Genomic DNA, 14,189 nt, shown 5'->3' with positions numbered 1-14,189 from the left:
TCTCTCCTCACTTCCAGATATTCAGCGGCGACATCATCCAGACGCCGACAACAACCAGCCAGATCAGACAGATCGGCACGAACACTTTCCAGCCCAGACGCATCAACTGGTCGTAGCGGTAGCGCGGGAACGTCGCCCGGAACCACAGGAACAAGAAGAGAATTGCCGACATCTTGGCGAACAGCCAGAGAATGCCATCAGGCAGGAAGCTAACCGGAGACAGCCAGCCACCAAGGAACATGATGGAAGTCAGAGCTGAGACCAGAATCATGTTGGCGTATTCAGCCAGGAAGAAGACCGCAAAGGCCATCCCGGAATATTCAACATGGAAACCGGCAACGATCTCGGATTCACCTTCGGCGACGTCGAACGGAGCACGATTGGTTTCAGCAACGCCGGAAATCAGATAGACCAAGAACATCGGGAACAGCGGCAGCCAGTTCCAGGACAGGAAGCTCAGCCCCCAGCCGGCAAAGCGGCCCTGATTTTGAACATTGACGATCTCGACCAGATTCAGGCTGTTGGACACCATCAGAACGCAGATCAGCGAGAAGCCCATGGAGATTTCGTATGAAACCATCTGGGCAGCAGAACGCATGGCGCCGAGGAAGGCGTACTTGGAGTTGGAAGCCCAGCCGGACAGGATGATCCCGTACACCCCCATCGAGGTGATGGCCATAATGTAGAGCAGGCTGGCATCAATGTTGGCCAGAACCAGCGAGTCGGTGAAAGGCACCACCGCCCAAGCCGCCAGTGCCGGTGCAATAGCCAGCATCGGGGCAATGATGAAGATGCCCTTGTTGGCGCCGCTGGGGACGATGATTTCCTTCATCAGCAGCTTCAGGCCGTCGGCGATCGGCTGGATCAGACCCCATGGACCGACCCGGTTAGGGCCGATACGCACTTGCATATAGCCGATGACCTTGCGCTCGAAGTAGGTCAGATAAGCAACGCCGAGCATCATCGGGGCGACGATCAGGACAATCTTGATAAGTGTCCAGACGGCAGGCCAGGCACCGCCAAAAATCCCGGTACCGAAATTCATCAGTGCGTCCATTTATGCACGCTCCACGGAAATCGAGCCGAACATGTCGCCCAGCATCACAGTACTCGCATGTGCCGCGGAAACGCGAACGCAACCGGCCGGTACATTATTGTCTGCCTTGGCAACCAGCACTGCCTCACCGGCTCCCTGTTTGACGCGAACTTGGCCGTTATCGGCAATGCCGATTTGTGCCATGGTCTGCTCACTGATCCGAGCAGTTGGCGCAACGGCATCAGCGGTTTGTTGCAAAGCAGGTGCTCGGCGAGCCATCGGATCGGCAAAGTTGATTGGCACATCGGCAATACGCTGCAAGCCATTTGCAGTGATCTTCGGAAGCGAGATCGCCACACCGCTCAATTCATTGCTCAGTCCACCAACGAACTCGGCGCCCTTACCCAGCACTTCATCGCGAATTTCTTCACTGGAGGTGTAAGCAAAACCGTCAAGATTCAACACGTTACCCAAAACGCGCAGCAGTTTCCACCCCGGACGTGCATCGCCGCGGGCCTTGACCACACCATTGAAAGTCTGGATACGACCTTCGGTATTGACGAAGGTACCCGAGGTCTCGGTGTAAGGAGCAATCGGCAGCATCACGTCGGCGTACGCCAAGGCCGGTGCATGCTTGAAAGCCGACATGTAGACCACCAAGCTGGCCTGATTGAGTGCATCGAGCACCAATTGCGGATTGGCGCAGTCAAACTCCGGCTCAACCCCCATCAGGACATAGGCCTTGCGCGGCTGTTCAAACATCTGATGCGCATTCGCACCGGATGGCAACGCGCCAGAAACATGAGCCCCCAAGGTATTGGCGCCTTCGCCAAGGAAACCGACGATAGCACCGGTCAGTTTACCGATTTCCAGTGCCAGCGCATGCAATTGCGTGGCATCAGCGGATTGGGTTGCAACATTACCGAGGAACACGGCGCGTTTTTCACCATCGACCAAGCTCTGGGCAATTTTCTTGCTTGTCTCGCAAACGGTTGCATTTTCGACACCCGCCGGCACTGCGACGCCCTTGATCTCGGCCACCGCCTTGACGACGGCGGCCAGCGCAGCAGCCAATTGGGCCGGCGCGACAGTCATGCGGGCATGCAGATTGATCAGTTGATCGTCGCCTGTCACCGACAGCAAGCTGACCTTGGTGAATTTCTTGGCAGCCTGACGCAGGCGCTGAGCGATCAGCGGATGATCCTTGCGCAGGAAGGAACCCACGACCAAAGCGCCGTCGAGATCCTTGATCTCGGCCAAGCGCATACCCAGCCATGGCGTACCGGCACGCTTGGAATCGGACGAGAAATCATTCTGGCGCGGACGGAAATCGATATTGCCACTGCCCAGGCCCTTCATGACCTTGCCAAGCAGGAAGAGTTCTTCGACGGTCGAACTCTGCGCGGCCAGCGCAGACAGTGCATCGCCACCGTGCTCACGGCAGACATCCTTCAGACCATGGGCGACATAGTCGAGGGCGACGTTCCAGTCGACTTCTTTCCATTCGCCGCCCTGCTTGACCATCGGCTTGGTCAGGCGTTCATCGGAATTCAGCGCCTGGTAGGAAAAACGCTCTTTGTCGGAGATCCAGCACTCGTTAACTTCTTCGTTTTCACGCGGTAGAACGCGCATTACGTTGTCGTGCTTGACCTGGACGACCAGATTCGCACCGACGGAATCGTGCGGGCCGACCGACTTGCGGCGCTGCAGTTCCCAAGAACGGGCGGTGTAGCGGAAAGGCTTGGAGGTCAAAGCGCCAACCGGGCAGAGATCGATCATATTGCCCGACAATTCCGAGTCGACCGTACGACCGACGAAGGTCATGATCTCGGAATGCATGTTGCGATTGGCCATGCCGAGTTCCATGATGCCACCGATTTCCTGACCGAAGCGGACGCAACGGGTGCAGTGAATGCAGCGGCTCATTTCTTCCATCGAGATCAACGGACCAACACTCTTATGGAAGACAACGTGCTTTTCTTCGGTATAACGACTCTTCATCGGGCCGTAACCGACAGACATGTCCTGCAGTTGGCATTCGCCACCCTGATCACAAATCGGACAATCCAGCGGATGATTGATGAGCAGGAACTCCATCACGCCCTTCTGGGCCTTGACGGCCAGCTCGGAGTGCGTAAATACCTTCATGCCGTTGGTCACCGGCGTTGCGCAGGCCGGCAACGGTTTCGGCGCCTTTTCCACCTGCACAAGACACATGCGGCAATTGGCGGCAATCGAGAGTTTCTTGTGGTAGCAGAAATGCGGAATGTAAACACCCACCTGCTGCGCGGCATCCATCACCGTGCTGCCGTCAGGCACTTGCGCTTTTTTGCCGTCGATTTCGATTTCTAGCATGTCGCTACCTTGTAGCCAGTTCTTTCGTTACTAACCCGCAACCTGTCAGGCCGGAATCTTGTGGAAGCCACTGCCGGCCCATTGCACATCCTTGGGTACCAGACAGGTCTTGTGTTCAATGTGATACTCGAATTCTTTGCCGAAGTGCTTGATAAAACTCTGTACCGGAAAAGCCGCAGCATCGCCGAGGGCGCAAATCGTGCGACCCGCAATGTTGCCGAGCACGCTGTTCAGCAGGTCCAGATCCTCGGGCTTGCCGAGGCCATTTTCGATGCGATGTACAACCTTGTACATCCAGGCCGTACCTTCACGACAGGGGGTGCACTGGCCGCAGGACTCTTCGTGATAGAAGAAGGACAGACGATCCAATGCCTTGACCATGCAGACTGTCTCGTCCATGACGATAACCGCACCGGAACCAAGCATCGATCCGCCCTTGCTGATCGAGTCGTAGTCCATGGTGCAATCCATGATCACATCGGCAGGCATCACCGGCGCCGAAGACCCTCCGGGAATTACCGCCTTCAGCTTGCGGCCTCCGCGCATACCACCACACATTTCAAGCAATGTGGCAAACGGCGTGCCGAGCGGAATTTCGTAGTTGCCCGGGCGATTGACGTGGCCGGATACCGAGAACAGCTTGGTGCCTCCGTTGTTCGGCTTGCCCAGATTGAGAAACTCCTCGCCGCCCATCTTCAGAATGAAGGGGATGGAAGCGAAGGTTTCGGTATTGTTGATTGTCGTCGGCTTGCCGTAGAGGCCGAAAGAGGCCGGGAATGGTGGCTTGAAGCGCGGTTGCCCCTTCTTGCCTTCGATCGACTCGAGCAGCGCAGTTTCTTCGCCACAGATGTAGGCACCGTAACCGTGGTGGGCGAACAATTCGAAATTGAAGCCCGAGCCAAGAATATTTTGACCGATAAAACCGGCAGCACGAGCCTGATCTAGCGCTTCTTCGAAACGCTTGTATTCCAGCCAGACTTCTCCGTGCACGTAGTTGTAACCGCGATTGGCCCCCATCGCGTAGGCGGCGATGGCCATGCCTTCGATGACGGCATGCGGGTTGTAACGCATGATATCGCGGTCCTTGAAGGTACCCGGCTCACCTTCGTCGGTGTTACAGACGACATACTTGTCACCCGGGAAGGAGCGCGGCATGAAAGACCACTTCAGGCCTGTCGGAAAACCTGCACCACCACGCCCCCGCAGCACCGACTTCTTGACTTCGCTGATGACATCTTCCTGGGTCATCTTGCTGTCCAGAATTCGCTTCAGCTGCGCATAACCGCCGCGGGCCACGTAATCCTTCAGGCTCCAACTGTTGTCGCCGTCAAGACCTTCCATCAGAACGCCGTTGATCGAACCAAGCATCGCCATTATTTGCACTCCTCAAGCAGCTTGTCGATCTGTTCCGGGTGCATATGACTACACATTGAGCGGTTGTTGACAATGAAGACCGGTGCATCACCGCAGGCCCCCATGCACTCGCCTTCCTTCAGCGTGAATTTGCCGTCCGGCGTTGTTTCGCCATAGCCGACACCCAGTTTGTGCTGGAGGTATTCGCCGGCATGATAACCACCCGACAGAGCACAAGGCAGGTTGGTACAGACCGTGATCTTGTACTTGCCAACCGGCTTCAGGTCATACATGTTGTAGAAAGAGGCCACTTCGTAGGCCGCGATCGGCGGCATACCAAGATAGTTGGCGACCGCCTCGATGGACTCGGGGGCTAGCCAGCCTTTTTCTTCCTGGGCGTGAGCGAGACAGGCCATCGACGCCGATTGTTTCTGATCGGCGGGGTACTTGGCGACCTCGCGGGCAAACTTCTGGAGGGTTTCAGCGGAAAACATCAGCGGTCAATCTCGCCAAAAACAATATCTTGGGAACCGATAATCGTAACGACGTCGGCAATCATGTGGCCTCTGGACATTTCGTCCAGACCAGCCAGGTGAACAAAACCCGGAGCTCGAATTTTCATCCGGTAAGGTTTGTTGGCACCATCGGAAACAAAGTAGATGCCGAACTCGCCTTTCGGGTGTTCGACTGCCGCATAAGCTTCGCCAGCCGGAACATGAATACCTTCAGTGAAGAGCTTGAAGTGATGAATCAGCTCCTCCATGTTAGTCTTCATGTTTTCGCGCGGCGGCGGTGCCACCTTGTTGTTGTCGGTGATCACCGGGCCGGGATTCTTGCGCAACCAGGCGATACATTGCTTGATGATGTTGTTCGACTGGATCATTTCTTCCATGCGAACCAGGTAGCGGTCATAGCTGTCGCCATTGACACCGACCGGCACATCAAAATTTATTTTGTCGTAAGCCGCATAGGGCTGCTTCTTGCGCAAGTCCCAAGCGATGCCGGAGCCGCGCAACATGGCGCCGGTGAACCCCATCTGCAGGGCACGCTCCGGCGTCACTACACCAACATTGACCAGACGCTGCTTCCAAATCCGGTTATCGGTCAGGAGGGTATGGTATTCGGAATGGTAAGTCGGGAAGCGATTGGTGAAATCTTCGAGGAAATCGAGCACGGAACCGCTACGGTTCTCGTTCTTCTCGGCTGCCTTCTTGGCATTGGTCCAAGTCGATTCCTGATACTGCGGCATGCGATCCGGCAGGTCACGATAGACACCACCCGGACGGTAGTAGGCAGCATGCATCCGCGCACCGGAAACCGCCTCATAGACGTCCATCAGGTCTTCGCGTTCGCGGAAGGTGTAGAGCGCCATCGTCATCGCACCAACGTCCAGCGCATGACAGCCAATCCACAACAGATGATTGAGAATACGGGTAACTTCGTCGAACATGACGCGGATGTACTTGCCGCGTTCGGGCACTTCGATACCAAGCAACTTCTCGGTAGCCAGGCAGTAGGCGTGTTCGTTGCACATCATCGACACGTAGTCGAGACGATCCATGTAAGGCACCGACTGAACCCAAGTACGGGTTTCTGCGAGCTTTTCGGTTGCCCGGTGCAGCAGCCCGATATGCGGGTCGGCCCGCTGGACGACTTCACCATCCAACTCCAGCACCAGACGCAGCACACCGTGCGCCGCAGGGTGCTGCGGACCAAAGTTAAGCGTGAAATTGCGGATGTCAGCCATGAGCGGTATCCCCAAAAGTATCTTCGCGCACAATGCGCGGGGTGTTTTCGCGTGGCTCGATGGTGACCGGTTGATAGATCACACGTGCCTGATCGGGGTCGTAACGCATCTCGACGTGACCGGAAATCGGGAAGTCCTTGCGGAACGGATGTCCGATGAAGCCATAATCAGTGAGGATGCGGCGCAGGTCGTCATGACCGACAAAGGCGATGCCGTAAAGATCAAAGGCTTCACGCTCAAACCAGTTGGCGCTTGCCCAGACCGTGGTTATCGACGCGACGGAGGGAAACCCTTCGTCTTCGGCAAACACGCGAACGCGAAGGCGCCAGTTATTAGCCACTGAAAGCAGATGAACGACAACAGCAAAGCGCGCTCCTTGCCAAGTCCCATCACCATAAGTTGAATAATCGACACCACAGAGATCGATCATTTCCTCGAAGCCAAAAGCTGCCTCGTCGCGCAATGCAGTCATTACGCAAAAGTAGTCAGCGGCTGCGACTTCTATGGTTATCTCACCCAACGCAAGCTTAAGGGACTTAAGTTTGTCGCCGAAATGCTCCTGCAGATTTTGACTAAGCGTTTCCAGCTTGGCAGACATATCGAATCAGCCTTGGCAATTAACGAGCAATGGTATTGGTACGACGAATCTTGTTCTGCAACTGAATGATCCCGTAGATCAATGCTTCAGCGGTTGGCGGGCAACCCGGAACGTAGATATCGACAGGAACGATGCGATCGCAGCCGCGCACCACAGAATACGAGTAGTGATAGTAGCCACCACCGTTCGCACAGGAGCCCATGGAGATAACCCAGCGCGGCTCAGCCATCTGATCGTAGACCTTACGCAAGGCCGGCGCCATCTTGTTGGTTAGCGTGCCGGCCACGATCATCACATCGGACTGGCGCGGACTCGGACGAAAGACCACACCAAAGCGATCCAGGTCATAACGAGAAACGCCAGCATGGATCATCTCGACCGCACAGCACGCCAAACCGAAGGTCATGGGCCACAAGGACCCGGTGCGCATGTAATTAATTAGCTTGTCAGCCGTCGTGGTGACAAAACCTTCCTGGAGAACGCCTTCAATAGCCATTTGCGAGCCTCATTCCCATTCGAGCGCGCCCTTGGCCCAAGCGTAAATATAGCCAAGGACCAGAATGGCAACGAATACCAGCATTTCGACAAAACCGAACATCTTGATCGATTCAGTCGCAACAATGTCTTTGAAAATGGTTGCCCAGGGAAAGAGAAAGGCAACTTCCAGATCGAACAGAATGAAGAGAATGGCAATCAAGTAGTAGCGCACATCAAACTTCATGCGCGCATCTTCGAATGCCTCAAAGCCACACTCGTAAGGAGAGAGCTTTTCCGGGTCCGGCCGGCTGGGAGCGAGAATAAATCCCATCGCAACAGGCAGAACGCCAATCGCAACCCCCACCAGAACGAACATCAGGATCGGAAAGTAGTTTTCCATCATCCGCCGCCAATATTCAGTTTCTTGTTCGAAACAGCGTACCTTGCGGCCACTGCCCCAGTTTTTGGTGCCGACGGCGAGACTCGAACTCGCACAGCTTGCGCCACTACCCCCTCAAGATAGCGTGTCTACCAATTTCACCACGTCGGCACATTTTTTGATCTACCTGGCGAGGACTCGAGCCAAGCAAACCACCTTGCGTTACTTCGGTATATCTTTCGCCCGGGACCCCGCTTCCACAGGGGCCGCCGGTGACTCACCACCCGCCGAGGCAGGCTGCGAAACAGTCTGCGATTGTACCGGTTCTTGCATCAGACTACCAGTCGTTTTTGGCTTATTGGAGCCGATGTAGGCCAATGTCAAACTAGTGACAAAAAAGACCCCCGCGAGAATACCGGTGGTGCGACTCAGGAAGTTTGCCGAACCGGTGGCACCAAAAAGGCTACCGGACGCGCCACTGCCAAATGCAGCCCCCATATCCGCCCCCTTGCCATGCTGCATCAACACGAGACCGATAATCACAATCGCCACTAAAATGTGGACCGTCAGGACGAGAGAAAAAAGCCAGTTCATTATGTAAGCCTATCAATTTGCCGCGCGGCAAATCGCCAGAAAATCATCCGCAACCAAGGCAGCACCACCGATCAAACCACCATCGATATCATCCTGCCCAAACAACTCCATCGCATTTTGTGGCTTGACGCTACCACCATACAAAATACGCAAACCATTTGCCACCCCAAGATCCAATTCCGCAACCTTGGCACGAATCGCCGCATGAACCTCCTGCGCCTGAGCAGGCGAGGCTGTCACACCGGTTCCGATTGCCCAAACTGGTTCATAGGCAACCACCGCAGAAGCCATGGCTGCGACTCCAACACGACCCAGAACTGCCGACAACTGACGAGCCACGACAACACTTGTCATACCAGATTCGCGCTCAGCCAGGGTCTCACCGACACACAAAACCGGAACCAAGCCAGCCCTCTGCACCGCCTCAAACTTAGCCGAAACGACCGTATCCGTTTCACCATACAGCGCACGACGTTCAGAATGCCCCACCAGCACATATCGGCATCCAAACTCCAGTAACATGGAAGCAGCAACTTCGCCAGTAAAAGCACCAGACTGATGCTCGCTTACAGACTGAGCCCCCCAAGCCAGCGCAGACCCGGAAAGAATTGACTGTACCTGCCCAAGATATGGATACGGCGGACAGACAGCGACTTCACAAGGCAAACTCGAGACCCCAGCCTTGATAAGTTCAAGCAGCGCTGCGTTCTGCTGGAGGCTGCCATGCATTTTCCAGTTACCTGCAACGAGCTTTTTACGCATGCGCTAGACGATTCTGTTGGAGAAAAACTCGCGGATTATAGCGACCTGATGATTTTCTGGTCAATACGAATAGCAACATCAACAGATTCATTGTGCCGATTCGCGAACCACAGCAGCGAGTTTCTCGGCCGCATAGGTCACCTCGACCGCATCTTCACCCTCCACCATGACTCTCAGCAAAGGCTCCGTTCCCGAGGCGCGCAACAGCACCCTGCCCCGCCCTTGAAGACTGACCTCAGTATCAGCAAGAGCCGAAGTAATCGCCGGATGCTCCTTCCAGGGGAACCCACGCATCACCGGCACATTGATCAGCTTCTGCGGGTAGAGAACCAAGCCCCCCAACAACTCCTTCAAACTTCCACCCAACTCACGCAAAGCAGCCAACACCTGTAGCGCCGCGACGATGCCATCTCCGGTCGTGTGACGATCCAAAGCGAGAATATGCCCTGAGTTCTCCCCCCCAAAGAGCCAGCCTTTTTCGCTGAGCATTTCTACGACATAGCGGTCACCAACTGCCGCCCGGGCAAACGGGATATTCAGTTTGGCGAGCGCATGCTCCAGCGCAAGATTGCTCATCAGCGTACCTGCAACCCCTTTCACGGGAGCACTACGGGCTCGGCTACGAACAATGGCATACAGCAGTTGATCGCCATCGTAGAGATTACCTTCGGCATCTACCATCTGCAGGCGATCAGCATCGCCATCCAGGGCAATACCAAGATCAGCACGATTGGCGAGAACCGCCTCGCATAACGCTTTCGGCGCGGTAGCCCCGACCGCATCATTGATGTTCAATCCGTTTGGCTGCACACCAATGCTTACGACGTCAGCCCCCAACTCGTGGAAGACGCTCGGTGCGATGTGATAAGCAGCACCATGGGCACAATCGATGACGATTTTCAGGCCACGCAGATCCAGATCATTGGGAAAGGTGCTCTTGCAGAACTCAATGTACCTGCCACGCGCGTCCTCAATCCGCCGAACCCGCCCCAAATCCGCTGGAGGTGCACAAACCATCGGCTGATCAATACCCGCTTCAATCGCGCGCTCAACCTCATCCGGTAACTTTGTACCCTGCGCCGAGAAAAATTTAATGCCGTTGTCGTAATAGGGATTATGCGACGCCGAAATTACAATGCCGGCCTGCAAACGCAGGGCACGGGTCAAATAGGCGACGGCCGGGGTTGGCAAAGGGCCAACCAGACAAACTTCAACGCCAGCAGCGGAAAAACCCGCCTCAAGGGCCGACTCAAGCATGTACCCGGAGAGACGGGTGTCCTTGCCAATCAGCACAGCCGGGCGATCCCCCGCCGGCATCTCGCTTCGGCCAAGCAAGGCCTTCCCAGCCGAATACCCCAGACGCATTACAAAATCCGGCGTGATCGGCGATTGACCTACACGCCCCCGAACGCCATCCGTACCAAAATATTTTCTAGTCACAGAGAACTCCCTTTTCGATCGCCGACCAGACAGCTAAAGCATCCTTCGTCGCCGCCACATCATGCACTCGTAGTATTTTCGCACCTTTCTGAGCAGCGATGAGCGCTGCGGCAACACTGGCAGGCATTCGCTCCGCCACAGGGCGCCCGGTAATCGCGCCTAGCATGGACTTTCTGGAGACGCCAACCAAAACAGGAAAATCATCGACAAAGCCTTCGGCCAATGCCCGAAAAAGAGCCAAATTGTGATCCTGCGTTTTCCCGAAACCGAAACCCGGATCGACGATCAGGCGATCATCTGCGACGCCAACGGCCCGGCATCGCGCCACCGCCGCTTTCAGGAAGCCCTTTACCTCATCAAGCACACTTCCATAATCAGGCGAGTGCTGCATAGTTCCTGGCTCACCCTGCATGTGCATGACACATACCGCACAGTCGCTACCAGCCACCACAGCCAGAGCTTCCGGATGCAACATACCGGTGATGTCGTTGATCATGGTTGCGCCAGCCTCAAGTGCGGCGTGCATGACTGCAGGCTTATAGGTATCAACCGACACCGGAACACCCCACGCCGAAACCTCACGGAGAACTGGAACCAAACGCCGCAACTCTTCGCTCTCGGGCGTCGGAATTGCCCCCGGTCGAGACGACTCGGCTCCGATATCGAGAATGTCAGCGCCGGCTTCGAATTGCTGACGGGCATGCCGGATGGCCCGATCAACATCACCCACCAGACCATCTCCCGAGAACGAATCAGGAGTCAGGTTAACGATTCCCATCAGCAGAGGACGATCGATGGACAGAAGAAAACTACCGCAGCGAAGTTTTTGCATATCTGAAAAACAAAAGGCCGGGAGAGCGCTCCCGGCCGGTTGAAAGATTGGAAATATCAGGCGGGTGCCGTAGCGCTAGGCTCGGCTCCCGGGGTATCCGTGGGTGTCGTCGCGCGAGACGAGCCCTGAGACGGCTTCGGCGGACGCGGGGGTTTGCTGGCCATGATGTCGTCGATCTGGTCCGCATCAATGGTTTCCCACTCGAGCAAGGCCTTGGTCATCGCTTCGACCTTGTCGCGATTTTCTTCCAGCAGTTGGCGCGCCAAAGCGTACTGCTGGTCGATGATGCGACGAATTTCCGAATCGACCTTCTGCATGGTCGCCTCAGACACGTTCTTGTGCTGTGTCACCGAGCGACCAAGGAAGACTTCACCCTCATTTTCACCGTAAACCATCACGCCCAGGTCAGACATGCCGTAGCGAGTCACCATATCACGAGCCATTGCGGTTGCCCGCTCGAAGTCGTTGGATGCCCCGGTGGTCATCTGGTTCATGAACAGCTCTTCGGCAATCCGACCGCCGAACAGCACAGCAATACGGCTCATCAGGTATTCACGGTCGTACGCGTAGCGATCCTGCTCAGGCAACTGCATGGTCAGGCCCAAGGCACGACCACGCGGAATGATCGTCACCTTGTGCACCGGGTCAGACTTCGGCACCAGCTTCGCTACCACGGCGTGACCAGACTCGTGGTAGGCCGTGTTCATCTTTTCGTCTTCGGTCATGACCATACTACGGCGCTCGGCACCCATCATGATCTTGTCCTTGGCCATCTCGAAGTCGTCCATGTCAACTAGGCGCTTGTTGCGACGTGCCGCAAATAGGGCCGCCTCATTGACCAAATTGGCCAGATCGGCGCCGGAGAAACCCGGGGTACCACGGGCAATCACATCAGCCTTGACGTCGCCAGCGATTGGCACCTTGCGCATATGAACCTTGAGAATTTCCTCGCGGCCGCGGATATCCGGCAGCGGCACAACGACCTGGCGGTCGAAACGGCCCGGACGCAGCAGCGCCGGATCAAGAATGTCCGGTCGGTTGGTCGCGGCGATCACGATGATGCCGGTATGCCCTTCGAAGCCATCCATCTCAACCAGCAACTGGTTCAGTGTCTGTTCGCGTTCGTCGTTGCCGCCCCCCAGGCCGGCACCACGATGGCGACCGACAGCATCGATTTCATCGATAAAGATGATACATGGGGCGTGCTTCTTGGCGTTCTCGAACATGTCGCGAACGCGGGCAGCACCAACACCGACGAACATTTCGACAAAGTCGGAGCCGGAAATGCTGAAGAAGGGCACCTTGGCTTCACCGGCAATAGCCTTGGCAAGCAGCGTTTTGCCGGTCCCCGGATTGCCAACCATCAGCACCCCCTTGGGAATACGGCCACCAAGCTTCTGGAACTTGGACGGATCGCGCAGGAAATCAACAATTTCCTGTACCTCTTCCTTGGCTTCGTCACAACCGGCCACATCGGCAAAGGTGATGACGTTGGTCGACTCATCCATCATGCGAGCCTTCGACTTGCCGAACGAAAAAGCCCCGCCCTTGCCGCCGCCCTGCATCTGGCGCATGAAAAAGACCCAGACGCCGATCAACAGCAGCATCGGGAACCAACTGACGAAAAGATTCATCAGGAACGAAGGTTCCTCTTCCGGTTTGGCTTCGATCTTGACGCCATTCTTCAGCAGATCCGAAACCAGCCAGAGATCGGGTGGTGCGTAAGAGGTAATACGCTTGCCTTCACTCGTCGTCGCCTTCAATGTGCGGCCTTCCATGACCACCTTGGAAATACGGCCAGCCTTAACTTCCTCGATAAACTGGGAGTATTCGACGGAACCGGTCGCAACCTGACGGTTGTTAAACTGATTAAAGACCGTCATCAGGACCAGGCCGATGACCAGCCAGATTGCGAGGTTTTTGAACATGTTGTTCAAGCTTGCTCTCCTTCTACAGCATCGAGCGACAAAAATTACATTCTAAACAAAAGTCTCAACGCAATGTGCGTCCGAGCAAATAAAGCTCAGGGCTACGATCACGTGAGGCATCCGGTTTCCGCACAGCGACAGTCTTGAACGTCTCGCGCATCTGCTTCAGAAACGTCTCGTAATCCGTTCCCTGAAAGACTTTGACCAGAAAAGCGCCCTCCGGTTTCAAGTGTACCCGGGAAAACTCCAGCCCCAATTCAGCCAAGTGCATGATGCGCGCCTGATCGACGAGGGGAACTCCTGACATATTGGGGGCCATGTCGGACATTACAAGCCCCACCCGACGCTCACCCAACTGTTCTTCCAACTGCTGCAGCACCTCGTCTTCACGAAAATCGCCCTGAATGAAGTGAACACCGTGAATAGGCTCCATTTCCAGCAGATCGAGGGCAAACACGAGGCCACCGTCGCCAACCCGCTTGACAGCCACCTGTGACCACCCCCCCGGGGTGGCACCAAGGTCGACCACGACTTCGCCATGCTTGAGCAGCTTGTCTTTGTCGTCCATTTCCATCAGCTTGAAAGCAGCACGGGAACGCCACCCTTCTTTCCTTGCGAGCTGAACATAGGTGTCGTTAATATGCTCACGCATCCAAGCTTTACTGGTTCTGGTTCTTTTCATTCGGTA

General features: G+C 55.8%; 14 protein-coding genes and 1 tRNA gene. All 15 read right to left on the bottom strand.

What is annotated here, in order from left to right:
* Nucleotides 1-7 precede the first annotated feature (7 nt).
* Nucleotides 8-1,057 carry an NADH-quinone oxidoreductase subunit NuoH gene (gene nuoH, locus DARO_RS04985; protein WP_011286721.1) on the bottom strand — a complete coding sequence of 350 codons (1,050 nt, stop codon included), beginning with the start codon at nucleotides 1,055-1,057 and terminating at the stop codon, nucleotides 8-10.
* On the bottom strand, nucleotides 1,058-3,391 hold the full coding sequence (nuoG, locus tag DARO_RS04980) for an NADH-quinone oxidoreductase subunit NuoG (protein WP_011286720.1): 2,334 nt from the start codon (nucleotides 3,389-3,391) through the stop codon (nucleotides 1,058-1,060).
* 45 nt (nucleotides 3,392-3,436) lie between these two features.
* Entirely contained in the window at nucleotides 3,437-4,765 is a 1,329-nt protein-coding gene (nuoF, locus tag DARO_RS04975; RefSeq protein WP_011286719.1) for an NADH-quinone oxidoreductase subunit NuoF, read from the bottom strand.
* Complete coding sequence (gene nuoE, locus DARO_RS04970; protein ID WP_011286718.1) at nucleotides 4,765-5,238, bottom strand: NADH-quinone oxidoreductase subunit NuoE; 474 nt, start codon at nucleotides 5,236-5,238, stop codon at nucleotides 4,765-4,767. The genes nuoF and nuoE overlap by 1 nt, the downstream gene beginning before the upstream one ends.
* Entirely contained in the window at nucleotides 5,238-6,491 is a 1,254-nt protein-coding gene (locus DARO_RS04965; protein ID WP_011286717.1) for an NADH-quinone oxidoreductase subunit D, read from the bottom strand. Before DARO_RS04965 ends, nuoE begins: the two co-directional genes overlap by 1 nt.
* Nucleotides 6,484-7,089 (bottom strand): NADH-quinone oxidoreductase subunit C, encoded by a 606-nt coding sequence (locus tag DARO_RS04960; RefSeq protein ID WP_011286716.1) that lies wholly within the window; start codon nucleotides 7,087-7,089, stop codon nucleotides 6,484-6,486. Before DARO_RS04960 ends, DARO_RS04965 begins: the two co-directional genes overlap by 8 nt.
* Before the next feature lie 19 nt (nucleotides 7,090-7,108).
* A complete protein-coding gene (locus DARO_RS04955; protein ID WP_011286715.1) occupies nucleotides 7,109-7,585 on the bottom strand; it encodes a NuoB/complex I 20 kDa subunit family protein in 477 nt (158 codons plus the stop codon).
* Between the two features lie 9 nt (nucleotides 7,586-7,594).
* Nucleotides 7,595-7,969, bottom strand: coding sequence for an NADH-quinone oxidoreductase subunit A (locus tag DARO_RS04950; RefSeq protein ID WP_011286714.1), 375 nt, complete (start codon nucleotides 7,967-7,969; stop codon nucleotides 7,595-7,597).
* A 62-nt stretch (nucleotides 7,970-8,031) separates the two neighbouring features.
* Nucleotides 8,032-8,116, bottom strand: a tRNA-Leu gene (locus DARO_RS04945).
* A 51-nt stretch (nucleotides 8,117-8,167) separates the two neighbouring features.
* Entirely contained in the window at nucleotides 8,168-8,542 is a 375-nt protein-coding gene (secG, locus tag DARO_RS04940; RefSeq protein ID WP_085961221.1) for a preprotein translocase subunit SecG, read from the bottom strand.
* A gap of 9 nt (nucleotides 8,543-8,551) precedes the next feature.
* Nucleotides 8,552-9,301: a triose-phosphate isomerase gene (tpiA, locus tag DARO_RS04935; RefSeq protein ID WP_011286712.1), complete on the bottom strand. Its 750-nt coding sequence runs from the start codon at nucleotides 9,299-9,301 to the stop codon at nucleotides 8,552-8,554.
* Nucleotides 9,302-9,388: 87 nt separating this feature from the next.
* Nucleotides 9,389-10,741 (bottom strand): phosphoglucosamine mutase, encoded by a 1,353-nt coding sequence (glmM, locus tag DARO_RS04930; protein ID WP_011286711.1) that lies wholly within the window; start codon nucleotides 10,739-10,741, stop codon nucleotides 9,389-9,391.
* Nucleotides 10,734-11,573 (bottom strand): dihydropteroate synthase, encoded by an 840-nt coding sequence (gene folP / locus DARO_RS04925; protein ID WP_011286710.1) that lies wholly within the window; start codon nucleotides 11,571-11,573, stop codon nucleotides 10,734-10,736. The genes glmM and folP overlap by 8 nt, the downstream gene beginning before the upstream one ends.
* A gap of 56 nt (nucleotides 11,574-11,629) precedes the next feature.
* The gene (ftsH, locus tag DARO_RS04920; protein WP_011286709.1) at nucleotides 11,630-13,510 is read right to left on the bottom strand and encodes an ATP-dependent zinc metalloprotease FtsH; all 1,881 of its coding nucleotides are present in this window, start codon (nucleotides 13,508-13,510) and stop codon (nucleotides 11,630-11,632) included.
* Between the two features lie 55 nt (nucleotides 13,511-13,565).
* Nucleotides 13,566-14,183, bottom strand: coding sequence for a 23S rRNA (uridine(2552)-2'-O)-methyltransferase RlmE (gene rlmE / locus DARO_RS04915; protein ID WP_011286708.1), 618 nt, complete (start codon nucleotides 14,181-14,183; stop codon nucleotides 13,566-13,568).
* Between the last annotated feature and the right edge of the window lie 6 nt (nucleotides 14,184-14,189).

It is taken from the genome of Dechloromonas aromatica RCB, from assembly GCF_000012425.1.
This window is presented reverse-complemented; position numbering and strand designations above follow the sequence as displayed.

Excerpts from the sequence above, each read along its gene's own strand:
- nuoE (WP_011286718.1), bottom strand. The coding sequence starts at position 5,238 with ATGTTTTCCGCTGAAACCCTCCAGAAGTTTGCCCGCGAGGTCGCCAAG.
- rlmE (WP_011286708.1), bottom strand. The coding sequence starts at position 14,183 with ATGAAAAGAACCAGAACCAGTAAAGCTTGGATGCGTGAGCATATTAAC.
- DARO_RS04960 (WP_011286716.1), bottom strand. The coding sequence starts at position 7,089 with ATGTCTGCCAAGCTGGAAACGCTTAGTCAAAATCTGCAGGAGCATTTC.
- folP (WP_011286710.1), bottom strand. The coding sequence starts at position 11,573 with ATGCAAAAACTTCGCTGCGGTAGTTTTCTTCTGTCCATCGATCGTCCT.
- DARO_RS04965 (WP_011286717.1), bottom strand. The coding sequence starts at position 6,491 with ATGGCTGACATCCGCAATTTCACGCTTAACTTTGGTCCGCAGCACCCT.
- nuoF (WP_011286719.1), bottom strand. The coding sequence starts at position 4,765 with ATGGCGATGCTTGGTTCGATCAACGGCGTTCTGATGGAAGGTCTTGAC.
- nuoH (WP_011286721.1), bottom strand. The coding sequence starts at position 1,057 with ATGGACGCACTGATGAATTTCGGTACCGGGATTTTTGGCGGTGCCTGG.
- tpiA (WP_011286712.1), bottom strand. The coding sequence starts at position 9,301 with ATGCGTAAAAAGCTCGTTGCAGGTAACTGGAAAATGCATGGCAGCCTC.
- DARO_RS04955 (WP_011286715.1), bottom strand. The coding sequence starts at position 7,585 with ATGGCTATTGAAGGCGTTCTCCAGGAAGGTTTTGTCACCACGACGGCT.
- DARO_RS04950 (WP_011286714.1), bottom strand. The coding sequence starts at position 7,969 with ATGATGGAAAACTACTTTCCGATCCTGATGTTCGTTCTGGTGGGGGTT.
- nuoG (WP_011286720.1), bottom strand. The coding sequence starts at position 3,391 with ATGCTAGAAATCGAAATCGACGGCAAAAAAGCGCAAGTGCCTGACGGC.